Source organism: Spirosoma pulveris (assembly GCF_054781875.1).
The window spans coordinates 1-25,744 of the sequence record NZ_BAAGTO010000014.1; the positions used below are offsets into that span (position 1 = coordinate 1).

The 25,744-nt window shown below is 49.4% G+C and carries 22 protein-coding genes; 9 read left to right on the plus strand and 13 right to left on the minus strand.

What is annotated here, in order from left to right:
* Nucleotides 1-148: 148 nt before the first annotated feature.
* A complete protein-coding gene (locus ACYVJM_RS27790) occupies nt 149-901 on the plus strand; it encodes a sensor histidine kinase (protein ID WP_461151491.1) in 753 nt (250 codons plus the stop codon).
* A gap of 751 nt (nt 902-1,652) precedes the next feature.
* On the opposite strand, the gene ACYVJM_RS27795 is transcribed toward ACYVJM_RS27790, so the two are convergent.
* The 6 genes from ACYVJM_RS27795 to ACYVJM_RS27820 form a co-directional block, all read right to left on the minus strand.
* A complete protein-coding gene (locus ACYVJM_RS27795) occupies nt 1,653-3,014 on the minus strand; it encodes a capsule assembly Wzi family protein (protein WP_461151492.1) in 1,362 nt (453 codons plus the stop codon).
* Nucleotides 3,015-3,427: 413 nt separating this feature from the next.
* Nucleotides 3,428-4,063 (minus strand): HXXEE domain-containing protein, encoded by a 636-nt coding sequence (locus ACYVJM_RS27800; protein ID WP_461151493.1) that lies wholly within the window; start codon nt 4,061-4,063, stop codon nt 3,428-3,430.
* Nucleotides 4,064-4,385: 322 nt separating this feature from the next.
* Nucleotides 4,386-5,555 (minus strand): hypothetical protein, encoded by a 1,170-nt coding sequence (locus tag ACYVJM_RS27805; RefSeq protein WP_461151494.1) that lies wholly within the window; start codon nt 5,553-5,555, stop codon nt 4,386-4,388.
* A 59-nt stretch (nt 5,556-5,614) separates the two neighbouring features.
* Entirely contained in the window at nt 5,615-6,964 is a 1,350-nt protein-coding gene (locus ACYVJM_RS27810; protein ID WP_461151495.1) for a serine hydrolase domain-containing protein, read from the minus strand.
* 54 nt (nt 6,965-7,018) lie between these two features.
* A complete protein-coding gene (locus ACYVJM_RS27815; RefSeq protein WP_461151496.1) occupies nt 7,019-8,230 on the minus strand; it encodes a serine hydrolase domain-containing protein in 1,212 nt (403 codons plus the stop codon).
* Nucleotides 8,231-8,422: 192 nt separating this feature from the next.
* Entirely contained in the window at nt 8,423-11,575 is a 3,153-nt protein-coding gene (locus ACYVJM_RS27820; RefSeq protein WP_461151497.1) for a hybrid sensor histidine kinase/response regulator transcription factor, read from the minus strand.
* Between the two features lie 390 nt (nt 11,576-11,965).
* Between ACYVJM_RS27820 and ACYVJM_RS27825 the strand changes: the two genes are divergently transcribed.
* The 4 genes from ACYVJM_RS27825 to ACYVJM_RS27840 all read left to right on the plus strand — a co-directional run bounded on the left by ACYVJM_RS27825 (nt 11,966) and on the right by ACYVJM_RS27840 (nt 16,093).
* Nucleotides 11,966-12,130: a helix-turn-helix domain-containing protein gene (locus ACYVJM_RS27825; protein WP_461151498.1), complete on the plus strand. Its 165-nt coding sequence runs from the start codon at nt 11,966-11,968 to the stop codon at nt 12,128-12,130.
* A 150-nt stretch (nt 12,131-12,280) separates the two neighbouring features.
* Nucleotides 12,281-12,721, plus strand: coding sequence for a cupin domain-containing protein (locus ACYVJM_RS27830; RefSeq protein ID WP_461151499.1), 441 nt, complete (start codon nt 12,281-12,283; stop codon nt 12,719-12,721).
* A gap of 124 nt (nt 12,722-12,845) precedes the next feature.
* Nucleotides 12,846-13,259, plus strand: coding sequence for an ester cyclase (locus tag ACYVJM_RS27835; RefSeq protein ID WP_461151500.1), 414 nt, complete (start codon nt 12,846-12,848; stop codon nt 13,257-13,259).
* Nucleotides 13,260-14,110: 851 nt separating this feature from the next.
* Nucleotides 14,111-16,093: a penicillin-binding transpeptidase domain-containing protein gene (locus ACYVJM_RS27840; protein ID WP_461151501.1), complete on the plus strand. Its 1,983-nt coding sequence runs from the start codon at nt 14,111-14,113 to the stop codon at nt 16,091-16,093.
* A 249-nt stretch (nt 16,094-16,342) separates the two neighbouring features.
* Here the strand turns inward: ACYVJM_RS27840 and ACYVJM_RS27845 are convergent, their stop codons facing one another.
* Entirely contained in the window at nt 16,343-16,729 is a 387-nt protein-coding gene (locus ACYVJM_RS27845; RefSeq protein ID WP_461151502.1) for a hypothetical protein, read from the minus strand.
* A 192-nt stretch (nt 16,730-16,921) separates the two neighbouring features.
* Between ACYVJM_RS27845 and ACYVJM_RS27850 the strand changes: the two genes are divergently transcribed.
* The gene (locus ACYVJM_RS27850; protein ID WP_461151503.1) at nt 16,922-17,797 is read left to right on the plus strand and encodes a DNA/RNA non-specific endonuclease; all 876 of its coding nucleotides are present in this window, start codon (nt 16,922-16,924) and stop codon (nt 17,795-17,797) included.
* A 365-nt stretch (nt 17,798-18,162) separates the two neighbouring features.
* On the opposite strand, the gene ACYVJM_RS27855 is transcribed toward ACYVJM_RS27850, so the two are convergent.
* Nucleotides 18,163-18,909 (minus strand): SDR family oxidoreductase, encoded by a 747-nt coding sequence (locus ACYVJM_RS27855; RefSeq protein ID WP_461151504.1) that lies wholly within the window; start codon nt 18,907-18,909, stop codon nt 18,163-18,165.
* Nucleotides 18,910-18,992: 83 nt separating this feature from the next.
* Here ACYVJM_RS27855 and ACYVJM_RS27860 point away from each other — a divergent pair, with 83 nt between their 5' ends.
* The 3 genes from ACYVJM_RS27860 to ACYVJM_RS27870 all read left to right on the plus strand — a co-directional run bounded on the left by ACYVJM_RS27860 (nt 18,993) and on the right by ACYVJM_RS27870 (nt 20,109).
* The gene (locus ACYVJM_RS27860) at nt 18,993-19,376 is read left to right on the plus strand and encodes a winged helix-turn-helix transcriptional regulator (protein ID WP_461151505.1); all 384 of its coding nucleotides are present in this window, start codon (nt 18,993-18,995) and stop codon (nt 19,374-19,376) included.
* A gap of 299 nt (nt 19,377-19,675) precedes the next feature.
* A complete protein-coding gene (locus ACYVJM_RS27865) occupies nt 19,676-19,849 on the plus strand; it encodes a hypothetical protein (protein ID WP_461151506.1) in 174 nt (57 codons plus the stop codon).
* 122 nt (nt 19,850-19,971) lie between these two features.
* Nucleotides 19,972-20,109 carry an alpha/beta fold hydrolase gene (locus ACYVJM_RS27870; protein ID WP_461151507.1) on the plus strand — a complete coding sequence of 46 codons (138 nt, stop codon included), beginning with the start codon at nt 19,972-19,974 and terminating at the stop codon, nt 20,107-20,109.
* A gap of 638 nt (nt 20,110-20,747) precedes the next feature.
* Here the strand turns inward: ACYVJM_RS27870 and ACYVJM_RS27875 are convergent.
* The 5 genes from ACYVJM_RS27875 to ACYVJM_RS27895 all read right to left on the minus strand — a co-directional run bounded on the left by ACYVJM_RS27875 (nt 20,748) and on the right by ACYVJM_RS27895 (nt 25,616).
* Nucleotides 20,748-21,539, minus strand: a complete 792-nt coding sequence (locus ACYVJM_RS27875; RefSeq protein WP_461151508.1) for a LytR/AlgR family response regulator transcription factor — start codon at nt 21,537-21,539, stop codon at nt 20,748-20,750.
* Between the two features lie 134 nt (nt 21,540-21,673).
* Nucleotides 21,674-22,531 (minus strand): sensor histidine kinase, encoded by an 858-nt coding sequence (locus ACYVJM_RS27880; RefSeq protein ID WP_461151509.1) that lies wholly within the window; start codon nt 22,529-22,531, stop codon nt 21,674-21,676.
* A gap of 236 nt (nt 22,532-22,767) precedes the next feature.
* Nucleotides 22,768-23,826, minus strand: a complete 1,059-nt coding sequence (locus ACYVJM_RS27885) for a sensor histidine kinase (protein WP_461151510.1) — start codon at nt 23,824-23,826, stop codon at nt 22,768-22,770.
* A 270-nt stretch (nt 23,827-24,096) separates the two neighbouring features.
* Entirely contained in the window at nt 24,097-24,720 is a 624-nt protein-coding gene (locus ACYVJM_RS27890; protein WP_461151511.1) for a YceI family protein, read from the minus strand.
* A gap of 308 nt (nt 24,721-25,028) precedes the next feature.
* Complete coding sequence (locus ACYVJM_RS27895) at nt 25,029-25,616, minus strand: cupin domain-containing protein (protein WP_461151512.1); 588 nt, start codon at nt 25,614-25,616, stop codon at nt 25,029-25,031.
* Between the last annotated feature and the right edge of the window lie 128 nt (nt 25,617-25,744).

Genomic DNA, 25,744 nt, shown 5'->3' on the forward strand with positions numbered 1-25,744 from the left:
TGGTCAGTCGACCCAGGTTGATCTCTTCAACCATCTGACGCATCTTGAGCTCATGCGCCTGAGTACGAAGCAAAAATAAGTGGTCCATCTGCTTAAAGTGATGGTAAACTTATTTTAGGACAAGACAGGCATCATCGTCCTGTTCTTAGTGGTCAGTTCGGCGTTGATCTTTTCGAAATACCAGCAAAACAGGCGGAACAGTCAGGCCATCGAACAAAAGAATGCCATCATCACGGAGAAAAACCAGATGCTGGAACACTTACTCGATGAGAAGGAATGGTTACTGAAAGAAGTCCATCACCGGGTAAAAAATAATCTGCATACGATATTCTGCCTGCTCGAAAGTCAGGGTTCGTTCCTGGGTAGTGATGCACTGAAGGCCCTAGAAACGAGCCAGCATCGGATTTACGCCATGTCATTGATCCACCAGAAGCTTTATCAATCCGACGACATTACCACCGTCGATATGAAGAACTATTTAGCGGAGTTCCTGCTCTTTCTGGCTGAGAGTTTTGACCACTCCGATCGAATCAGGATTGTACAGGAAATAGATTCGGTAAAGATGCCCAGTACGCAGGCAGTTCCTTTGGCCCTAATCATCAATGAAAGTGTAACGAATGCCTTTAAACATGCGTTTCCGGGAAACCTTAAGGGAGTTATACAGGTAAAACTTCACCAGTTGGGCAATAATCTGGTGCTTACGGTCGAGGACAATGGCATCGGCTGGAACGAGGGTGTCTATAACCCTCAAAACTCATTGGGTATTCAACTGATGAAAGGGTTAAGCGACGATTTAGGGGCACAGATTCATTTTGATAATCACGAGGGAACCAGTGTTTCTCTTGTCATGAAGCATAAAATTACGGATGATAAGAAAAGTGAGAATGCCTTATTCGCTTAGCTAGCTCGACTAAATTTTTATGATAAATTTTAAAGTCTATGCGAAGGAAAATAATTAAAAATTAGTAAATGTATTCCCTCATTTTATCGACGTTAACCTCTTCAATCTGTTGCGTCAATAGCCAAGCAATTAACTGGGTTTAAGACGAAACTGATATTGGCTTATTTTATAATCCAGTTCATTAGTTTTCGTTCATAAAAAGGCCAATTATTCTTATTAATTGAACTAGTCGTCGTAAGATATCAAACCCGTTCAAAAAAAGGTCCGAATAAATTCAGGACAAGACAAAGAGGCGAATAATAATTACCAGTTGTCCAAATAGGCCAATTATAGACGCCACTCGCCTATTCCCCTATACGTATGCCAAAATGCACGTACTAGGCAGCGTAGGATTGCACACCAAACTTAAATTTGCTACCTTTTCAATGAACATGGATTAATAGGGGCCAATAAAAACGGGTAAGTCTAAGGAACAAAAAACTATCCTAACGTGCGAAAATTGTCTATTCACGCCAGGCTTTTAGGCGATCGACAAAAATCCACCGCCTGACATACAGGCTGCGCAAGTGATGAACACGGTGATTCTTTGAGAAACGTATACGTTCCAATCGCCCTGTATGCGATGATCACCAACTCTTTTTTAGCCCAATGTAACCCCCGACGGCATTGGTGTATAGCCCGCCGTTATCTACCGACAATTTGGCGACAAGCCCTAGGTTATTTCAGCGCGAGAGTGGAATCTGGGCTGAGATCAACCCGAAAGTTGAGTCGGGTATACTGTGTTTACCGGTGGGTCCCTGAAAGTTCCGTAATTTTTACTGTAGGAGGTACGGACGACAATCGTCGCTTTTCGGTAAGACGCCTGTATCCCTACATACCACATGTTCACGCGATTATTGGGGAAAAATTGCTGAATTGGCAAGGCGAATTTCTGGTCATAATCCTGACCGGGAGCAATAAATGGGGTGCCTATTGTTCGGCCCAGATAGGACCATCCTTCCGTATACTGACTGTGGTTGTAATAATTGTCACCCCCCTGAAAGTGGCTTCCTGGAATAATAAACGTAGGGGCTGTTTGATCTTTCGTCGTCAGAAACTCTAGCGTCAGCCGATTGACGCGAAAAGTTGCCCGGTGTTCTGGATTAGGTGTATAACTGAGCCCCCAAAGTCCATCCGGCATATTTAAGAAGACAAGACCCGATACGTCCTCGTAGGCATGCTGATAATAGGTCATCAATTGATGACCTTTTGTGGTGAACTCAGCTCCGAAATCAATACTGCCCACACTATTACCGACCCGATAAGAGTCAAAATACGAGTAGCCTGTTACGGTACTCCAGTCTTTGGGGGTGTAGGAGAACACCACATATTTATAAAAACGCCAGTCGGATGGAAAATAGCCATTCGCATCGGCGATGTCAGGTCGTTGTTTCAGATAATTCGCATGACCCGCCCATTGGACCTGATGATTGACGCCTGCATAGACTTTAAAGGAGGAAGCTGGTTTACCCAGGCGCAGGTAAAGATACTTCTGATGGAGACGAGCGCCTTGAATCTCAGGCATGTCGAACCAGCCGTGGGCAAAGCCCGCATTGACTGACAGGAAGTCATTTGTGAAATGAAGCGGTGCATAGCCAATGGTGCCAATCTGTAGTTTCGGAATGGGAAGCGAATTTCCCGAAACCGCATAGAAGCCCGACGATAGGGTTGTGTCGCCAAAACCAATTACCCGTCGCCGACGCCCAATAAAAAGTTCAATAGCTTTGAACCTGACTTTACCATAGGCTTCCGGTACCAATACATTTAATTTATTCTTCTTGTCATAAGTAAGTACCGGATTCACCTTAAGTCCCCAGCTAAATTTTCGTAGGTGGCTAGAGTCTGGCCTGGCATATGATTTCCAGACGGCAGCCTGAAAAAGACCAGTTGGTGCCTGATTGGGAACAATACCATATTGGTTGGTCCGTAGCCAGAAGGGAGTGGCCGATTCGGAAGAGAAAAAGTTACCGACTTCTACTTCGCCTTGTAAATCAGAACGATGCTGACTGAAAGAACCGGTGTGAACGCCTAGCGTGAATAGGGCAGCGATAACAGAATGGCGTAATCCTGGCATGTGGTGAGAGGAGGAAATTGGCAAATAGGGGCAATTAACCGATTAATGAGTTGTGGCATAGAGCCAAAAACAAAAGATTTTTATGTGAACGGGTTGAACAAGTTTAAGCCTAGCACAAGTAGGAGCTGCATTCGCTGTATAGTATCTAGGGCTTATTTTAATAACTACACATAGAATTGCGCAAAAGAAATTTGATCTGGGCCGCCGAACGGTCCACTTTTGCTGATTGTCGGTAGTTTGCCAAAACGAAGGATTTGCATCCGATTTCCGCCTGTGCAAATAGAAATGTCGTACAAGCTGACATCCCGAAGCAGTTTAAAATCGTGGGAGTGAGTAAAATAGACCGTAACGGACTTATGTCGCGTTAATATTGTTCACAGGCGAGCACCAGACGTATGTGTTTTCAGACTTATTCAAAGCGCTTTTCGATCAGCCGGCAATAAACACCGTTGGGGGAAACTATAGTCTGTATCAGGATCTTTAAGCCAGTCAATGGGTTTCAGGATACCGACCACATTTAAAAATAATCCTAAGAGGATACCAAGCAGATAATCGCTCATGGTAGCCAAGTGATGGCGGTTGATGAGCGTAAAAAAAGAATAACTAATGGGGACAAACAATAGCCAGCTCGTGGCCATGCCTGCATTGTAAAAGGTTCTGCCTTTGATATTGAACACGAAGGTATGCGCCACCGTATTGCCTAGGGAGACCAGGATCGTGGCCATGCCTAACCAGACGGCTTTTTCGGCCAACCAGGCCGCCAGGAAATACGTCCCCCAGCCAACGAACGCATTGATGTATAGCGCCGTATTGGTATTTAATGGATACCGATCCGGCATTGGGCTTCGGTACATGACCTTATTGACCATGCCCGGAAACGTACCCACTAATCGATACTCCTCCACCTGATGCGCGAACAGACTCAGCAAACTAACCCACATAACCACCTGATACGTCGTCAGATGGACAAACTCTCTACAGACCCAAAGACTAGTCAGTAGACCAATACCAGCACCCAAATCAAACCAATGTTTCCGTAAAAAGTCCATGCTATTGTTTCCGACGAATGGTAAACGCTTTCGATTGACTTGCAGGTACTTGATCGCGTTGATTGTCTGCTGGTGCTGGGTTGAGAGGGGCGGGCAAGTAATAAACGGCGCCGAAAGCATCCGGGCAAGCTACTATCGTTCTGGCCGATCTGTCTGGGGACAAATCGTGTTGGGGGAGCAGAGATTTCAGAACCTCTACTCCCCCAGCATATTATCGACTTCGTTGGGTACGGGCCGCCCGGCTGTAACAGCCCGTTAATTGTGCAAGGCTAGGATAAAGGGCTGTGATGGTTACCATCTCCATTACGACGTTGCAATACCTTTATTTGTTTATGTAGCCTTTAAAGTCAAAGTTCCAGTCGTATGGCAAAAATGAATCATCTTTGTAGTGGAAGCCATGGACTTTTGGATCAGCCATATCATAATATGTGTACTGTATACCACCACTATTCACAAAAAATTCAGGTTTTTTCGCGTGAAGTTGTTTGTGAACTTCGTCGCGAAAGAAAAAAGCATCCTGGTTAATGATGTGGCCCACCGCATCGTCTTTAAATAATATTGCTGCAACTTCATCCGATATCTCCTTACCGTCGAATTCAAATACCCATCGATAATAATGGTAAAGGTCCGCCGTACCATAATAACCTCTTATGTAACTATTTCTGGACTCATTAATACTATAAAGCTTCGCTAGCGCTGTAGCATAAGCGGTACCATCATCTCCATAAGTACGAGCCTCCCAGGCGCCAAGACCATAACCAACCATTTGGCCCGCTTCTTTTATAATAGATTCCCAGAAAGATTTTTTAAACTTAATTTCTGCAGCAGTTAGAGCTTTTGAGTAATCACCAGGGAAGGCATCTTTTTTCCCCAGGTCATTGAGGCTGTAAGGCACCTGTTTGAAATGAATGACTTTTCCATCCTTGAATAATTCTCTTATTGCTTTGTAGTCATTGTCTGGGTTCGGCGTCAGATCAATTAGCTTATTATCAACTCTTTCAAATTGATCTTTCATATTTTCCAAAAAAGTACCAATTGTAGTTTCTACATTATGATCTACACCGCGCTTATCATTTTCCCACTTGTCTATTTCCTCATACGCGATTCCAATTGCCGCCCCAGCAAAGGGTATTTCTTCCAACGCTATCTCTAAGAGAGCCACCCCTATTTTAACAAAGACATCGATGAGAATATTCTGCCAATCAGTAGGAGGCTCTTTGCCACCTTTTATTTGGAGATACATATCAATTGCGTATTGCCTATTCCGACTGTAGAGTGTCTCATAAAAACTCTTCATATTAATTAGATTCTGTTTCGCATTTTTATACAGATCTAAGTCCTCCGAGCTACCCAGCCCTCCATCGGGCGGGATGCGGTGGTCAGTACAACTGGTCAGCATTGAGGGCGCTACAGCAATACTGGTGGCGGCAAGGGCGGCATCACGCAGCCATTTTCTTCTACTTAATTGGTTGAGGGTGTCTTGTAATTCCATGGCACTCTTTGGCTTAAACGAGGTGATAATTAATTTAAGAAGTGGTTAATCCATTGTTGTTAGCGAGGGCCTGCCGGGTAGCCTAAGGCCGCTCTGGCCGCCCAGGCTGCGTAGTACACCGCCTTAAAGCACTTTAGGTACGATTCATGGCCGTCCACGTGCCCTGTCTTGGGATCCACGCCCTGCGTCTTATCAATCACGCTGATGTAGGCAACGACCGATACATCCGTCAACGGATCATACGCCATAAGCGAGAGATAACCCGTTCGCTCCCCGTTGTGTCCGTAGCCCATGTTGGGAATCAGAATGCAGCCCAGCCGGTATTGATCATGAGACGAGTCGCCAATGTCGCTTTGCATCAATTTCACGGTCGATTCGGTCAGCACGTTCCGGCCTTTCATTAGCGAACGGACAAAGGCGTTGAGTGAAGCTGGCGATCCGTAGCCATTGCCCTCGGCCACCTGCGCACTCATGTTATAATCGCCATATAGTATCGTCTGTCCCGGAAGCCGTTCCATCCCTTCTATTCTGGGGAAGGGCAGCACCGTGTCGCTGGCTTTGACCGGAAAATGCAGGTCCAGGGGAACGCGGGTACCCGGGCCAACGATGTGATCGGTCAGGTAGTCCTGGTAGGTTTTGTTACTGTTGCTTTTGATGGAGTACACCCGAGCAATGATGTAGCCCAGCATAGTGTAGCCCGTGTTGCTATAGTGGAATTGGTTGTTGGGTGGATGATAAGCCAGTTGGTGGATAGTTAGCTGGCTTATCAATTCTTCCGCCGTAAACTGGTGCGTTGGGTCAGCCGCCTGCGTGTAGGCCGTGTAGGACTGCCCGCCGTAGCCCGGCACAGGGTCATTATCGACATCGTAAATGCCCGCCACGTGTTGCAGCAGTTTCTCAATGGTAATATTATTCTTGTAGGGAATATTCCAGGCTGGCGTATTAGGTACGTACGGTAGCTGCGTGCCTGGAATCAGGTCGGTTATTTTTGCCTTGTAGTCCAGCCAGCCGTCCTGGTCCATCTTCAGAATGGCCGTAGACGTGAAGGTTTTGGTGTTGCTGGCAAACCGGAAGTTGACGATCTGTGGTAAAGGCGTGTTACCCGGTGGCACCGACGAGGCAAAGAACGTTTCGGTGGGTGTTTGAATAAACACGTTCAGCGAAGGAATCAAGTTTTGCAGACTGTCTTCCATCGCCACGCGAACGCTGTCTACCGCCCGTTGAACCCGGCTTTGGTTATTGGAATCCGGCAATCGGTGATCGTCCAGGAGGGCCGTACAGGCAGACAGAGAAGCGGTGAGCAGCACGCTCAGGCCATACCGTAGCATAGTCCGGCAGCCGGTACCAATCGGTAACCGGCTAAACCGGGCCATGGTATTATTTAAGTAAAAAAGAGGAAAGGTTTTCATAGGGAGGAGGAAGAGGTACCACGAAAATTACCAGCGGCAGGTTCATGCCCGGCACTACTGATTGGCAAGCTGGCTGGCCTTTAGGGCGGTCTGCTGCACACCCAGGGCCACCTTCAGAAAATCGTCTCGGGTACCGTTTCTGAAGAACGTGGCCAGTCCCAGGACGGTCGTCTTTGTGGCTGGATTGTAGCGGGCCGTGGAGGCATAGCTGGCCTGGAATCCATCGTGGCCAAAACCCATGCCCTCATTGTAGGTTAGCCCTAGCCCGTACACCCCGTGGTCGGTATCCGCTACCAGCATTTCTTTCATCTTTTCGACGTATTCCTTCGAAATGCCCGCCTGGCCTGTCAGGAGCTTTTCAATCCATGTTGAAACGTCGGCGGGTGTGGATACGATATTTCCGTCAGCCACGAAGGGCGACATATTGGCATCCCAGGTGTCCAGGGGTTTCTGACCATCTTCATACATGTAAGAATACAGGAAGGGATCTTTCATCCGTTGGTCAGTTCCCAGGTAGACACCATAGGTATTGGTCAGGCCGAGGGGCTGAAAAAAAGTTTTCGTAATGTACTCCGTAAAAGGCATCTGCTTTTTCAGTTCCACAATTTTAGCCAATATGTGGTAGCCCGTATTCGAGTAGTGGAACGTCGCATCCGGCGCATTATGGGACAGCTTGTTTATGGCCGCCACACTAATCATTTCATCGAGCGTGAAGGTGTGAGTGGACTGATTGGGGAGATCCATTACGTACTGATGGTAGCGCATACCCGCGTAAGGCTGTTTGACGCTCTTGGGTATGTCGTTATTAGTTACATCGAATACACCCGCCCGGTGTTGGAGCAATTGCCGGATGGTGATCTGCTTTTTGTTGGGCACATCGTAGGCGGGTACATCCGGCAGATAGTTCGAAATCGGCGTGTCTAGATCGATAAGGCCTTCCTGATACAGGCGCATGGTGGCAGCCGCCGTGAAGGTTTTGGAAATGCTGGCAATGCGAAAATGGGAGTTTTCCTGGGCAGCCGGGTCAATGTTGCTGGAAACGACGTGCGTTCCGGCCGCGTTTGATGTCCGCAGTAAAAAGCCCCCTTTCTCGATTCCCCATTCTGTATTCCGCGCCTGATAAAAGCTGTCGGCGAGCTGTTGTAGTTTCGCCTGAGTATTAATCGGTGCCAGATGGTCCTGAACAGAACAGGTCTGTAGCGTGAAGCTAGCCAGGGCAAAGACCAACAAGCGACAAATAAGCGTAGTGAAATTCATAGTACGCATGAGTAAATAAGACTTAAAAAGGAGAGTAATAAACGGGCAGTATATCGTCTGTACGACGTTTCTACGGGAGCCGCATGCGGCCCCATATACGTCTACAAACGTACCGCCGGGCCGACAGACCGGGGTGGACTATTGTTCCGAAAAGGTGGATTCCCGTTCTGAAAAGGTGGATTCCCGTTCTGAAAAGGTGGACTATTGTTCAGCCCGGGCCGATTGGCGGTAAGTAGTGGGCGACTTACCGTATTTTTCCTGAAAAACACGGCTAAAGTACTTCGGGTCATTGAAGCCAACGGCGTAAGCTACCTCGGCAATGGTCAGGCTGCTAGTCGTTAGCAATGCCTGTGCCTTATTGAGCCGAAGTAGCCGGACATACAGGGAAATGGGCATTCCCGTCAGGGCGGTCAATTTCAGGTGGAGCGTTGTCCTGCTCATGCCCATCAACTGACAGATCTGGTCGATGGACAAGTCAGGATTCTCCAGTTGCTCCTCAATGCACGCCCGCAGTTTTTGAAGAAATTGGTCTTCGAGCGGCTCACCCGCTAAGTCGGCTGGTGAGCCGCTCGGGGTAATGCCAAGGGCCAGCTGTTTGTAGTAGTGCTGCAGGGTACGCCGGGACTGGAGCAGGTTTGCCAGTACCACCAGGAGTTCCTGCCGCTGAAACGGCTTCACCAGATAGGCATCCGCTCCGTACTGCAGGCCCGTAATGCGGTCGCCTGTGGCGGCCCGGGCCGTGAGCAGCACAATGGGGATGTGGCTGGTCCGTTCTTCCTGCTTCAGGGTGCGGCACAGGGTAAACCCGTCTTTCAGCGGCATCATTACATCGCTTAGAATCAGATCCGGCGTTTCGGCCAGGGCCCTATCAATACCTGTCTGTCCGTTCTCGGCCCGTATGAGGTCGTAAGTGGTACCAACGCAGTGGCGAATGTAGTTCACTACATCATCACTGTCTTCTACCAGCAGTAGTCTCGGTCGGTCTGGGGTGATCACCTGCTCCGTCTGATCGGGCTCTATCGGCTTAATGAGTTGGCCTTGGTTCATCTTAGCCGGCGAATAAGGGAGGGCCGCTTCGGTCAGCGTTGCCTGTCTTAGTAGGGGCAGGCTGACAATAAACTCGGTTCCCTGGCCCGGCTCACTCCGAACGGAAAGTCCTCCCTGCATCAGCACCACTAACTCCCGAACCAGCGCTAGGCCGATGCCGGTACTGCCGTAGCCATCGGGCTGATTGTCTAATTGGTAAAAGCGGTCAAAAATTCGGGGTAAGCTGGCCGGATCAATACCGGGGCCGGTATCACTGATGCTAATATGCACCCAAGGGTCGTTTTGTCCGGCCGGGGGCACTACCTCCTCATGGTACCCCCGAGACCCGAACGATTGCCAGCCATCACGCTCGGTCAACTGCACCCGGACACGCCCCCCGGCTGTTGTAAACTTCAGGGCATTCGCGAGCAGGTTGACCAGGATGTCCTGAAGTTTATCCTGATCAACGTCCACTGCACAGCTCTCTTCTTGCGTAAGAAAATGCAGCTGAATCTGATTCGCGCTGGCCAGCGAGTGGAACGACTCACATACGTACCGGGTAAAGGCGACCAAATTAACCTGGACAGGATGCAGATTCATTTGGCCGGCTCCGATTTTGGCCAGATCCAGAATTTGATTGATGAGCTTCAGCAGCCGTGTCCCATTGCGTTCAATCATACTACCCGACTGCTGTACCCACTGCGGGTCCATCTGATCATAGTTTTTCAGTTCGGTCGCCATGCCCAGGATAACCGTGAGCGGGGTGCGAAATTCGTGGGAGATGTTGGCAAAAAAATGGGTTTTAAGTTCATCCAGTTGGCGCAGGGCAGCCGCTTCTTGCTGTTCACGTTCCAGTTGTTGCCGCAGTTGCCGCCGACGCACCCGCGTCCGGATTATGTAGTAACTTAACCCGCCGACCAGGGAGAGGATGAATAGCCGAAAGGGATTTGTTTTCCAGAACGGTGGGATCACCACGACCGGCAGCGTTAATATATCGGAACTCCAGCTACCGTTGCTTAGCGTTCGGTTGACAAGCAACGTATACTGGTCTGCCGGTAACTGATAGCTGGCGGCCCCTTCGGCATTCTCGGTGACTCGCCACGATTTTTCGTAGCCGTCCAGTCGCCAGCGGTTGTAAATCGGCTGGCGACTGGCTAATGGGGCGAAGATGATGTTAAATCGGTCGTTTTCGGCCAGGGTGAGGGTCGGGTGGCCCAGGGAATCATACCGTAAGTTGCGGGTAGCCGACGCATTATTTTCCAACCGGATTCCGTTGATGTCCACGCTCAGAATAATCAACGAAGCGTCTATCTGCGCCTTCCGTAGATCATACTCGTAGAGCTTCCCGTTCGCGCTGACCCATAGTCGGTTGGCAGGGCTTACGTACACACTTTCAACATATTCAGTAGGCTCGGCCAGCACCACCCGCCGAATGGAATCAGTAGCGGTGTAACAAAACGTGCCGGTTCCCACCGTAAAATACAGATTATCCTGCTGATCGGGGAACATTTCAGGCGCATGAGCATGATTCAGCAGGTTGGTTGATCGTACGGCACTCAACCGAAGTCGCTGAACCGTGTTGGCGGTGGGCTTAAACAGGTTTACCTCATTGGTCATCCCAATCAGGATATGGCCATTTTTTTGGACGTGTACACCGTGTGTCGAATCGGTGCTCAGCGAGTTTTTATCCTGCGGGTTGGACCGCAGGTTGCGGAGCCGTGCCGTTAGCGGATTATAGATGAACAACCCGGATGCGGTGGTTGTAAAATACAGGATGCCCTGCCTGTCCTGGGTGATGCCCCGCACATCCAGCTGCCGATCAACCACGTGGGTAATGGCGCCCGTTTGGGGGTTATATTTCAGCAGACCATGATGTCTCAACCCGATCCATAGATTGGCCTGCTCGTCGGCGAACAGGTAATGGCTGCCGTACTTGACTAAATATTTCCGGACCAGTTTGCTCGTGTCGGGCAACCGAACGATGCACTGCCGGGCCACGTCAACGTAAGACAGGGAGGTGCCCGATTCCATTTTGAGCCACATTCGACCCTTGGAAACCGGCGTAATTTGGTAATAATAGTCTCCCTCTTTTCGAACAGGATCATGAAAAGATTGAAATTGCTGCCCATCGAAGCGGGCTACGCCATCTTCAGTAGCCAGCCACAGCCCACCCCGCCCATCCGCCTGCATCCCGTTTACGTTCAGGTTAACACCGGCTATATTACTGAACTGACGCACCAGGTGTGGTACTACCTGTTGACCATATCCTAAGTTTAGGCTTGCCAGCTTTACTAGATAGACGAGCAGGACGTACTTGTAAGCCGACATAAATTAGTAAGCAGATGTAATCAATAATAGGTTTAACAGTAATCAGCGGGTACTGACAACTTGGTAAAGGTAACGGAATCAAACGAATCGCTTTTTGTCGAACTGCTGGTTATGGGACAAAGTAATTAATTGCCCGACCTCAGCGGCCATCAGGTCAACTACTTTTTTTGTGTCGGTCTGATTGGGGAAGCTCTTTCGACACGACGAAATACGGGTGTCTAGTAAAAAAACGACACGTTATTTTTACTACTTTTCGTAGCTCATGGTCTACTTGGGTTAGTAATCGATCTTGGGTAAAATCCTTGGGGATAGTTTAACTGGCCATGCTCCTGAGTTGTAGCAAAATACAATACACTCGCTACTTACTGTGACGGATCAAATTCGTCTACGTTGGCGATCACTAACTTAGCCGGTGGGTGCCCCAACGATGATGTAATAGGACAAGTCGTCTATGCCGTGGGTTTTGAGGACCATACATATTTTAGTCGGGTATTTTCCGAAGAATACGGCGTTTCACCCGCTAAATTCCGTCTTTCGGTTCAATCCGAACAATAGTCCACCTTTTTGGAACAATTCTCCACCTGACTCCACCGCTCTTCCTGTAGACTTGCAAAGCCGTGTTTAGCCCCCTTTTTGTCCGCAATCAATCGGAGGTGTGATCGGTTTTTAACCAGTTGAAAACTGGTCAATTAAAAATTTAGTGATATGTTTCCCTCCTTTAAAGAACAGATTACCATTGGCGGTTTACAGTTGAATTTCTTAGTGGATGGCCAGGATACCGAGGGTAGTCTGGTTATGTTTGAAATGCTTATCCCGCCAAACGCTAAAGTACCAGCGCCACACTTTCATGTAGAAGTCGATGAAACGCTCTACGTCCTGGAAGGAAAGTTGACTATGCTGTACAATACAGAAACCCGCCAGTTAAATCCGGGTGATACGTTATTTATTAAGCGCGGCCTTACTCATGGATTTACCAATGCGCATACCCAAACGGCGCGCGTTCTATGTGCGTTATCTCCGGCCAGCATCGGCCCGGCTTACTTTCGCGAACTAGCAGCCGTGATTAATGCCGGCGGCCAGCCTGATCGGCATCAGATTTTGTCCATCATGAAGCAGTATGGTCTGGAGCCGATACAAGTTAACTGATCAATCCAGTTGATGGGATGACTATCCATTGATGGGTAAAGAGCGATAAGCGATTCGGGTTATACGATCCTGATTGTTTGCCCTGTATTTCGACCTATCAAAAGCAATTAACAATATCATTATCATGAGTCTGGAAGAAAACAAACAGTTTATGACTTCCTTTATTGAGGAAGTCATCAATCAGAAAAATTTGGCGGCAGCGGATAAACTGGTCGCCGAAGATTTTATTGAACAGCTGCCCTTTCCTGGTCAGGGGCCTGGCCGGGAAGGGTTGAAATTTGCCCTCAATTCCATGTTTATCGGATTTCCCGACATGAACTGGACGGTGCACGAGCAAATTGCCGAAGGGGATACGGTGGTTACTCGGTTTACCTGGACGGGCACCCACCAGGGTGAATTTATGGGCATACCGGCAACCCATAAACGAGTTGAGGTTTGGGGCGTGGTAATTGATGTGGTTAAAAACAACTTATTTTCCGAAAGCCGGATCATTATGGATACGATTGGCCTTTTGCAACAAGTGGGTGTGATGGGTTAGGCTGGGTTTTTCTTCGTAACCAATTGCCGCTACCAAAGCGGGCCACCGTAGCGCGACTATTTGCTAGCTGCACGGTGGCCCGCTTTGGTCGCGGCAATACTAGTGGAAATAAAGTGCAAAATAAGGCCTATCCTGTTTCGAGCTACACAATGAACCGCTTAGACAGACGTTTTGTATATGTTACGTTATTTCAGCCCCATCGGTCTTACCTATGGGGCTTTTTCGTAGTCTCTACTACTGACTGTTTCCAGTATGGAAGGCGTATCTGATCAACTCCTCCCTCAACCAGCTCCAGAAAAGCTGAGGTTTGATGCCGCTAATGACTTCCTGACGACCTGTGATCGGTTGTCGACTGGCTACGACAGCGGTTATTATGCGGAAAGGGACCAGATCGCCGGGCGGATAATTCACGGTCCCGCGACGGTGTACCGTGCCGTCGCCGTCATTTTCCTAAAGCAGTATAGATAGCCATCGCACGAATAGAGCGTTTGTTTAAGACGAGAATTTTCAAGTCGTGAAGGTTTATGTACCATTTTTTTAACGCACCATAGTTCAGGTTGAGTAGCGTTTCCCTTACTTCACGTGTATGTTTATTTGCGTACAGCCCTCCCCTACTCAACTGGCAGTTTTCGTCCAATAATATGGTAGCGAATGCTATTTAATGAATTCGTTATTTTGCTATCAATGAATGAGTTGTGTTACTATCAACTTCAGCTGGAAATTGTTCATTTATACCTCCGATTTAGATCGTGACCCGGTGCGCTGATTTTACTCTCTGGCAAACGTAATCAGTCGCAAAGGGCCCTACCTTTGTCCCTGTGAACAACGTGAGCAGGTAAGCTTAGTCAATTATGTTGGAGGATCGTAAGTGGGTGGTAATTGGTCTCTTTTGTAGCGTGGGCCTGCTGTATCTGGCTCGCTTGTTTTATATCCAGGTTTGGGATGATACCTATTCCCTGGGCGCTGCCAAGAACTCCATCAATCGAGTTTATGAGATTCCCTACCGGGGGAAAATCGTTGATCGGAACCAGAAACTACTGGTCGATAACGAAACGGTTTATGATCTCTACGTGACACCCAATAAAGTGACCATCGCCGATACCACGGCCTTCTGCCAGCTGATGAAGCTGACCAGACCCACCTTTGACAGCTTGATGGGCGCCGCTAAGCAGTACTCCAGGGTGAAACCCTCGCTTTTTCTGCGACGACTAGCCAAAAAGGACTTTGCCCATCTGCAGGACGCCCTGGTCGACTATGGGGGCTTTCAGGCCCAGATCAGTTCCGTTCGAACCTACCCGGGCCACACCCTGGCCAATGTGCTGGGCTATGTCAGCGAGATTACCCGGCAGAAGCTCGATGAGCAACCCAACCCCTACTATCGGCCGGGAAACGCTATTGGCCAGACCGGATTAGAGGCTTATTACGAAGAACAACTGCGGGGGCACCGGGGCGTTAAGTTTGTGATGCAGGATGTGCACGGGGTGCCCAAAGGCGCCTGGAAAAATGGCGCCTACGATACCCTGGCCGTAACGGGCCACAACCTGATCACCACCATTGATTCGGACTTGCAGCGATTTGCCGATAGCCTGATGAGCCATAAAGTGGGCGCCATTGTGGCCATCCAACCGGCGACCGGTGAGATACTCGTCTCCGTTTCGGCGCCTTCCTTCGATCCGGATTGGTTGGCGGCCCCCAACCTGGCGGCTCACTATGGGGCGTTGGCCAAGAACCCCTACAAACCCCTCTTTAACCGACCCATCATGGCTAGTTACCGACCGGGCTCCACTTTTAAACTGATCCAGGCCCTGGTGGCCCAACAGGACGGGAGCCTGTTGCCGGGTACCGTGTACGGTCATGCCGGTTCGCCCATGCGCTGTCACTGCCGGGGCGGCAACAGCTTGCGGGGCGCCATCGGGAATTCGTGTAACCCTTACTTCTATCAGGTGTTTCGCCGAATGCTTTATAACAACGCCGAAACCAATACCTTTAAAGCCTCGGCCGTCGGGCTGGCTAAATGGCACGAGCGGGTTGAAAAATTTGGCATTGGGCAAAGGCTGGGCGTTGATCTGCCCAGCGAGCGGCGGGGCAATCTGCCCGACGTGTCGTATTATGATAAGATGTATAAGGGAGCCAATCGCTGGAAGTTTTCGTACGTAGCCTCGTTAAGTATTGGGGAGGGGGAACTGCTGATCACGCCCTTGAAGCTGGCTAATCTCGCCGCTGCGATTGCCAATCGGGGCTGGTTTATCACCCCTCACTACCTCCGAGGTGTTGACCAGGTAGGTCACCAGCTGCCTGGCCAGTACCGGGTGCATCAGGCTACCGGCATTGATCGTCCCTACTACCTACCCGTTATTGACGGGATGCGTCGGGCCGTGGTGAGCGGCAGTGCCAAATCGGCCAATCTGGGGGGACTCGATATTTGTGGCAAAACGGGTACCTCCCAGAACGCCCGACACGGGGCCAAGTTCGACCACTCTATCTTTTTAGGCTTTGCGCCGATGAACCAGCCCACGATTGCCGTCGCGGTGTTTGTGGAAAACGCCGGTTGGGGGGGTGATGTGGCCTCGCCCATCGCCGCTTTGGTGATGGAGCGATATATCAAGGGGCATACGGCGTCAAAACGCTTAGCGGCCCGGCTCCAGGCCGCCCGGTATTTACCGCCTCTGGGCGGGGTGACGGCCTACAAAAAGCCGTTAGGGCTGCGCCAAGGCCCGGCTGCTGGTCAGCGAGGCGTAAGCGGTCGTTTCTGGCTTTCCCAAGGGATCATGTCTACTCCCCTCCTGCGCGATATTCCGTCTTGGGCGGGCACGGCACCGGCTGCGCCGCAGTAGTGATCTGCTGTCGTTTGGTTGTGCCTGGCTAAACCTCGCTGAACACTCCCTTTTAGGCCATCTTTTGCTGACGGGCCTACCGTTCAGAAAAGGTCGACTGTATGAAGGTGACGGGGTAGGACGGGCTTGACGAGTACGCCCCATACTGCCCCACGCCGAATCGTTCACGAGAACCTCCGATTTGGATCGTGACCCGATGCGCTGAGTTTACCCTCGGTCAACTGTAATCCGTATTATACGGTAAGTAGTTTAGTCGCCATCGATCACGAAGCGCCTGATGCGTTCGTTGTAGGTATCCAGGAGCGGGTCATCGACCTGCTCGGCCTGTTGCAAGTCGAGTAAGAGAAAGTCAGCCCGGTCCACTTCGTTGAGCATGCCTTCAAACTTCAGCTCCTGCTCGACCCAGGCCGAGGTCTTATCCAAGTTGACGGCCTGTTTGAGGACGGCTTTCACAATGGTTACGGTGCGCGGTTGACTTTGCGTAGTCAGTAGCAATCTTCTCAGGCTGGTGATGTAATCCTGGTCGGTCAATCCAGCCGCTGGTCGGTCAGCCCAGCTCCATTGGTGGGCTAGTTGCTGAATCAGCTCTTTGTAGGGGGCGGCCTCCAAGTCCTGGAGGCGAATACGGGGGTTCATGGCCTAAATTTACAGATTAGGGCCATATAACCGACGTTGACCGGACGCCTTTACCCCAGGAAAAACCCTTTATCAATCTCTACCCCTTCCCTTGACGCCGAAGGCTGGGTAGACCAATGGTCCCCCTGCCGGTCGTGAAGTCCTAAAAAAAGACTAAGTTCGCGGCCAATTCATCCCGAGTATACCGTCTGTTTGCGAGCTCAACGTCCCTTGATAACCCGCCCCCTGCGCATCGCTCTGCTCTGGCTGCTGACCTTCAGTCAGTGTCAGTCACCCGACGGCCCCGATGCGCCATCGACGATCCCGACCCGGGACGATAACCTGGCCCTGGGCCATCCCGATGGGGCCAGGCCAAGCCAGACCAGTCCCCAGGCCTACCTGATCCGTCGGTCAACCTACAGCTTGTCCTACAACCAAGCCACCGGTATTGCCAACTGGTGCAGCTGGCACTTGAGCAACACCTGGAAAGGATCGGCTACGCGCTACAGTGGCAACTTCATACCCGATCCGGACTTGCCCGCCAGCTGGTTTCAGGCGCGCCATACCGATTATACCAACTCGGGTTTTGACCGGGGGCACCTGTGCCCTTCGGATGATCGGGATGCGACCGCCGAGGAGAACCAGACGACGTTTCTGCTGACCAACATTGTTCCCCAGGCTCCGCAGCATAACCGTCTGTCGTGGAAAAATCTGGAAGACTACAGCCGGGGTTTGCTGGCCACGGGCCATGAACTCTACATCGTGGCCGGCACCTGGGGCCAGGGGGGCGAAGGGGATAAGGGGAAAACGACCAGCCTGGCCAATGGTCAGTTAACCGTGCCGGCGGCTCTGTGGAAAGTGATTGTTGTCTTGCCAGCGGGATCGGATGATGTGAACCGCATCAGTGCCCCGACCCGGGTGATTGCGGTGTGGATGCCCAACACCAATGCGGTCGGCGAGCAGGCCTGGTCAGCTTACCGGGTGAGTGTCGATGCGATCGAGCAGCAGACGGGCTATGACCTCTTATCGAAGGTGGGGGTCCGCGTGCAGGAGGTTATTGAATCTCGGGTTGATGGGGTGCCCCTGTAGGGCGGCCCTCGTTGACTGCTTCCGTACACGATCGCTAAGGAAGACCTGGCGGGTGGTAGCGCCTGCGTGCAGGCTAGCTTGGTAGAAGCCGCTCCGTGAAACGAGTACAAAGGAAAAATACAGGCTACGGAGTGGATTGAACCATCCATAAACCTGAGCGATCACGAAAAGGGTGATTTAACTTATTAAATTATTTGTGTAATCTCCCTACTCAGATCAGGTTATATAATGTGTGAAATTTATAAAAATCTTCCAATTAAACCTCCCTTGATTCTCGGATAAGACACGCGACTACCAAGATATTCCTAAAATAACAAACCGGAGTGGATGTAGAATCGCGCTCCGGTTTTCCGACTTCTTAGGGACTAATACTTTAAGCTCATGCCACCATCCATAACTAGTTCGGCGCCAGTGATAAACCGGGCGGAATCGCTGCTGAAATAAGCCACCAGTTTACCCACATCCTCCGCTTGGCCAAGTTTCTTAAGCGGGACGCGATCAATCATCCAATCATTCAACTGGAGTAATTGCTCATCACTGTAGCCGGCTTTTTTCATAATCTCGGTTTGGGTTGGTCCAGGACTGATGCTGTTTACCCGGATATGACGGGGAGCCAGTTCGACCGCAGCGATCCGCATGATAGAATTTAAAGCCGCCTTGCTGGAGGAATAAACCGATGAGTTGGCCCCATCCATGCTGGCCGTATTCGAGGCTAAAAAGACGACCGATGCTCCCTCATGGAGCAAGGGAATAAATTTGCTCAACGTGAAATAAGCCCCCTTAAAATTGACGCTCATGACCGTGTCAAACGCTTCTTCAGTTGCCTGTTCAATGCTGGCTCCCCCCACAATCCCGGCGTTGATAAACAGAATATCGAGTTTTCCGTAGGTACCCTTTACAAAAGCGGCCAGCTCGTCTATCGCGGCCAACTGACCTTGATCCGCTACATGACCCGTTACGCCTAATTCATTAGCAGCTAGCTCAACGGCCTCTTTTCGTCTGCCTGTAATAAGTACCTCGGCTCCCTGAGCCTTTAATTCCTTAGCTGCCGCATAGCCAATGCCACTATTGCCCCCCGTTACCAGCGCTATTTTTCCTGTTAGCGTATTCATACTCTTACCATTTAAGTTGATCGGAACAAAAGTATAGCGGAATTGGTATAACTTTGTTACCAGTATAACCAAGTATACCAGCGATGCAGGTTGATAAGCCAGTAAAAATAGTGAATGAGGGGCTAGCCAATCCCCGCAATCAGCGCCAGGAAGTACAGGCCTTACAGGATACGATTTATGTGATTGGGGGCAAATGGAAGCTGCCCATTATCAATTCGATTTGTAACGGCAACAGACGTTTCCGCGAAATCGAACGAAGTATTCCCGGCATTACCACCCGGATGCTGTCCCGGGAATTGAAAGAGATGGAAGCCAATGGGTTAATTCGCCGAACGGTGATTCCGACAACGCCGGTTGGGGTGGAATATACCTCGACAGACTATTGTCAATCATTTGGTAGTATTATTCTGGAGATGATCAACTGGGGTAAACAGCACCGGGAGCGGATGATGCATCAAGGGGCGTAAGCGGGCGAATTGTTAATTGCCCCTGTTTCGGCGAAGCGTCCTGCCGATTGGCCTCTAAAAATGGCCGCTTCTGGGGTAACAATGACTGAAGGCCAGGTTGATTCTGATACGGAGGCATGGGGGTAACTTTTTGAGCCACTGGGGAGAGGGACTCGTTTTTTAACTCTTTCCAGCAACCGCTCAGCATGGAAATGAAACCTTAACTGAATCGCCGAAAATTTTTAGGATTAACCACCGCCTTGATCGCTGTCAGCCACCTAGTTTCGCTACCGTTGGTCGAGGCACAACCCGCAGCCCCTATGGACAACCAAGCCCAAGTAGGCTCTGACGGAATTGATCCCATCAAACAGATTGACGCCGGAGCGCTGACTATTGGCTATGCGGACGTCGGCCCCGCCCAGGGTCAACCCGTTATTTTACTCCTGGCTGGCCCTATAGCCTGTATAGTTTTGCCGCTGTCGCCCCATTACTGATATCAAAAGGCAACCGAGTCATTATGTCTCACCTGCGCGATCACGGACCAACGCGTTTTCTGTCCGAAAAAACCCCTAGAAATGGCTAGCAGTCAGCTCAAGCCCAGGATATTATTGCGCTGATGGATGCACTGGGCATTCAAAAAGCCATCCTAGGTGGATTCGACTGGGGTGCCCGAACAGCCAATATCATGGCGGCTTTGTGGTTTGAACGCTGTAGCGCGCTGGTATCCGTAAAAGGATTAGCCCGCCTAGTATGATTCACCGTATTTTGTTCATGTATAGCTTATGAGCTAAGCAATCGAAATTTGTGTAGCTTGAAGCGGCTGGATGTGCTTCGCGAAATGCGGTGGAAAGGGCCGCTTTATATTCCTGTTAACCTCTTTAAGTTGATGCGTCAATAGCTAGCTAACGAATCTATTTTAAATTGTAACTTATGTTAGGTCATTTATATATACTAGTTCATTGGTGGTCGTTCACAAAAAGGGCAGTTATCAGTAGTAACTGAATTTTTTGTCACTAGCGATTAAAACCGTTAAGAAAAACGTCCGACATGAATCAGGACAAGACGCTCACTTTGGAATACGTATGCAATCATGATTCGTCACATGAGTTCTAAATAGATGTACGCTAAGACACCAAACGTTTCGATTCAAAAGCCTACAACACGAGGGGGCTATATATGATCAACCACTTTACGATTCATATCCCTACTACACATTATGTTTGAGCGGGAAACGGATTGGCTACCGGTAAAACTTACAATCACTGATGAGGCATAATTATAGTTGCTGCTATCACATACCTGTAACGTCTCGCTTGTCGGTTTATATTCAGTCCTTTTAGCGACCTGTGACCCTGCCTTTAAAGTTTATCCATTAGCCGATTCGCTACGGTCTCATCTGCCCATCCATTTCTTGAAGTCGGTGGCCCGTTCTCGACTCACTAATACTTCGCTCGATGGTACGGGGTGAAGCGTTAATTTGAGTTTATGATTGAAGTACGAATGAATCTGCTGAATCGCATTAACGCTCGTCAAAAATTGCCGGTTAGCCCGGAAAAACAGATCGGGATTAAGCATACCCTCTAACTCGTCGAGCTTGTAATCAATCGTAAACTTTTGGCCCTTAAACGTGCGAAACAAGGTAACCCCCTCTTCGGCTTGAAAATAAGCAATGTCGCTTACTTCGATTGGCAACCATTGCGTTAAGTACTTAACCAGAAACCGACGCCGGTATGCTGATGATTGGGTTTGCTGTCGCAACTGATGTACCAACGCATCGATGGCTACCACCTGAACAGGCGCTTGTGCTGACTGGCGGTTAAGCTGGTTATACTTTTGCAGACTGGCTGCCAGTTCAGGTTGTTTAATGGGTTTCAGCAAGTAATCTACACTGTTGACCTTAAAGGCTTTTATGGCGTATTCGTCGTAGGACGTAATGAAGATAACAGGAGCAGAAACACTCGTTTGCTCAAATATTTCAAAGCTCTGCCCATCGGCCAGCTCAATATCCATGAAGATAAGGTCAAGCTCGGGGTTGGTTTGCAGATAAGCCACTGCCGTTCCTACACTGGGAAGCGTATCAATCACCCGTAGTTGGGGGTCAATTTCGGCTAATAGCTTGGATAGTCGGAGGGCCGCTAACTCCTCATCTTCAACAATCAGGACGTTCATAGTATTTGGAAGCATACGAGCTCCTTAATTGAATCCTAAGGTAAATACCACCTATGCACCGTACCAAGCGAGTTTCCACTCAAACCGGAAAAACACGTCCTGAATTGACTATTTTAAACGATGATCTGATATGTAGCAACGTCTTTAGCTTAGGCCGGAATTAAAGGGAGGGCTACAACAAATTGTCCAGCTTCTTCGCGCACCGAAGGGTCAGGTTGGCCCAGCATTTTATACTTGGCCATGATATTGCCTAATCCCACCCCATTTGACAGTACGCCCTGTTTTTTCTGTTGAAGGTTATTCTGCACGTGCAGATTGGCCAATCCATCGGTACGAATCTCGACTGTCAAAGGTTTACTAGCCATGACGACGTTATGTTTAACCGCGTTTTCAACCAGTAGTTGAAGTGTTAGTGAGGGGAGTTGATAGCGCCTGAACTGCGGATCTATCTGGGTAACAAGCCGAAATCCGTTGCCATATCTGGTTTTGAGTAGGTGAGTATACGAATGAATGAACGCTAACTCCGTATCCAGATCGGTTAAGTCGTGTTCATTGGCCCGAAGTACGTAACGGTACACCGAACTTAGCTCCTCAGCAAAGGTTTCGGCCTGCTTAGGGTTTTCACCGATTAAGGCAATCAACGAGTTTAGGCTGTTGAACAAAAAATGCGGATTGACCTGCTGTTTCAACACATCCATTTGTTGCTGCATATGGAGCCGTTTTAGCTCAAATTCACGCTCTGTGCTTCTGCGGAGCTGGTTATAGGTAAAGATGGACTCGTGACACCCCGCCGAGGTAACATTAGTGACAAAGCCAATCATCAGCACCCAGGGGATTGTTTCAGGCTTATAGGGGTAGCCCAACTGGTCATACATCCAGTAAATGGTCAATAGCGTAGCCATCATAACCACGACATAGCCTAACATCGAATATAACAGCCGCTGGCCAAACTGGTCAGGCGCTCCGTAACAAAACCGCATGTATTTCATCCATAGGGTCAATGTCACAAAAACAAATACCCCACAAATATTACCGATCAATGTTGTGGGCACGAAAAGCGACTTTTCCTGGAAATATAGAGACCCGAATATGACATAGTTGGCGATATAGACAGCCGGGTAATTAAGTAAGTAAATCAGGATATCGTACCTGTCAAATCTAGCCCACTGTTTCATGGATCACAGAAAAATAAATGCCCTGTTGAAGTATGCGTTTGCTAAACTAGCCAGCACAGCCAAAGAAACTAAGCCGGAATTAGCGGCAAAGCAACCCTAAAGAGCCCGGCTTCTTCCCGTATCGTTGGCGGCGGCTGCCCCAGCATCTGGTATTTGGTCACGATATTGGTTAACCCCACGCCGTTAGAAAGGATACCCTGTTTTTTGCGCTGAAGATTATTGATCACATGCAGATTGGCCCCTTCATCCGTTCGGATCTCAACCGTTAACGGTTTTTTGCTCATCACCACATTGTGTTTAACCGCATTCTCGACCAGCAGCTGCAACGTCAGCGAGGGAATTTTATACGTATTATACTGAGGATTAATTTGGGTGACCAATCGAAAGGCGCTGCCATAACGAGTGTTAAGCAGGTGCGCGTAGGCGTGGATGAAATCTAGTTCCGAGTCAAGCTGGGTCAAATCCTGCTCATTAGCCCGAAGAATATACCGGTATACTACACTCAGTTCTTCCGCAAATCGCTCGGCCTGTTGTGGGTTTTCGCCAATCAGTGCAATCAGTGAGTTGAGACTGTTGAAGAGGAAGTGAGGATTAACCTGCGTTTTTAAGACGTTAAGCTGGTTTAATAGGGCCTGCTGCTTATACGTTTCGGTGGCTATGCTGTTTTCCCGCCATTTGGTGAGGGTATAGTAAAGCTCGTATATGCATAGGGAAATAATATTTGACCCCGCCCCAATCCAGAATATAATGATCTGACTGGTGGAAGAAGCCTCAAAATCGAAAAAGGGGATGAAGCGGTAAACAACATAAGAGGCAACCGAGGTAGCTATCGTCAGGACGAAGAAAACCGGAAACTCGAGCACCATTCGTAAAGGGGTTTGTGATAACTCGGGATACTGCTTCGTGATACGCTGAATGATAGCCGTTTGTAGCGCCAATAAGATCGTACAGACGGTGTAGGAATTCGCAGAAGCGATGAGGAATATCCGCCAATCGGAAAAGTATCGGTCGCCGAGCCAAACGTAGTTGCCTAGTGGAACCGTCCAGGATACCAGCCCCACCAGTATCCAAATACTCTGCGTCGGTAATCTAAAGAAGGATAGGAACCGACGGAAAACTAGTGACATACGATTGATCAGGGCTAACGGTAAGTGCTTTTATGATTGATGACGGCTACGAATATCTACAATTATTTAAAGCAACTTAATCAGGCCAATCATTTTAATAGAATGGTTAATTACGTGCGGTACGTACTTGAATTGTCTTATTGCTACGGTACGCTCCGGCTCCCAACGTGTAACGTATTCAACTCAATCGGTAGCGCCCTAAACAATTGGGACAAGCCGCTTTTTGCAAAATAGACTTGTTCTGCAAAAAGCGGCTTGTCCCAATCGTTTTTACTGTTTGCTACCCGATAATTTCAAGTGAATATCAATGTTGGGCTGAATATATCCTTCGTCGGGCAAGCTTGGATCACTGGCGTAATTTACACCCCACTTGGTACGGTCGACCTGAAGCATTGCGTCAACGGTTAGTTGGTTATTGGCCACCTGTATCTTAGCGGGAAAGTTCACCGCATTGGTTTTGCCCAGTATTGTCAGGCTGCCGTTCACCTGGTAGTTTGTCCCGTCGGCTCCTTCCTCACCTGAATACGGGGTAACACTCGTAATGGTATAGGTCATGTTCGGATGCAGGGCCATGTTAAAGAAATCAGCACTTTGCAGGTGGTGTACCAACTGCTCTTTGACCGCTTCGGTCGGCAGATTGAAGTTAACAATGGACGAGACGGGGATAGTAAACGAACCACTCGTTACTTTACCGTCCTGCACCATGAGCTGATCACTTTTTACCGTGATTGCTCCGTTGTTGAAATAACCGGTACGCAAACTGCCTTTCCATTCGGCGACTGACTTTGTCTCGTCCAGCTTGTAGGCATCAACCTCAGGATCGATTAGATCGTGTTTGCAGTTCCAAAGTAAGATTGATAGCGTAACGATACTGAATAGGGTTACTTTTTTCATATTGATGTAGGCAACTTTGCCGTTGATTAATAGTTATTAATAGTGAAAGTTTAATGCGTAAGCCCCTTATGGAGCTAGTGGGGTGTTGAATGGCACAACGTTGTTCACCGGTTGGCGTGATTTCAGACAGGCGAAAATAGCCTTCATATTGACCTCGTCCTGTTCGTATAGTTGGTCTAAGGCCTGGGCGGCACCAGCGGTAAGCTGGTGCCTAATCCTTTACGTCCTGACAAAAGTAGCGTGCACCAAATGCCCGGTATTGAAAAAAGGCGACAAGCGAAAAAAGGTCCGCAGATTTCTCTCTTTGCTTACCAGATGTTTAAGTAATGGCGCTGCAAATCAGCGGCAATTCCCTTTTTAATCGCCTGGCGTCCCAACCAATTCAGAAGCGGCTGTAGTAAAGACATCGTTCCAGTCAGACAGGTCCCGCTAATCATAACCGTGTATCCCAGCGCATAAAGGCTCTTGGGCATTCCCTGTCCGTTGGATTGTCCATCGCGGGCTAATCCATACGTAATCTGAAGCGTTTGCTCAAAACCGGGGCAACCCGGGGCGATCCGGCACTGAAAGCGGCACGATTGTTTACTTTGATTGAAGAACCGGTGTTTGCTAAGCGCTGGTGCGGTGGCCGACTCGCCGGGCTTAAGCCGGATGATCTGGTCCTCCAGCTGAATACTCAGTTCACCTTCCAGACAGATGAACTCCTCGGAGAAACTCTCGTGGTAATGCAGGGGATTTCCCCCTCCTGCCGATAAGCTTACTTCCACCAGCGTATGGCGGCCGTTGCTTTCGTGACTAGTCTCCAGAAAAACAACTTCGTCTTTCAGGATCGGATTAATGATGGTGCGAGATGCCGATCGCGCAGCAGCGGATTCCCTTTGAGGTTGCCTAATCATGTGTTAATAAAAATGTTGGTTTATGGCGCCAGAATTTGTGTGAGCTGATGCGAGAAGTAAGACACCTCAGTTTCAGAATTGGCGTTGGTGCCCCAAAGGTGCACCAGCTTAGGGGTTCTTCCCGAGCG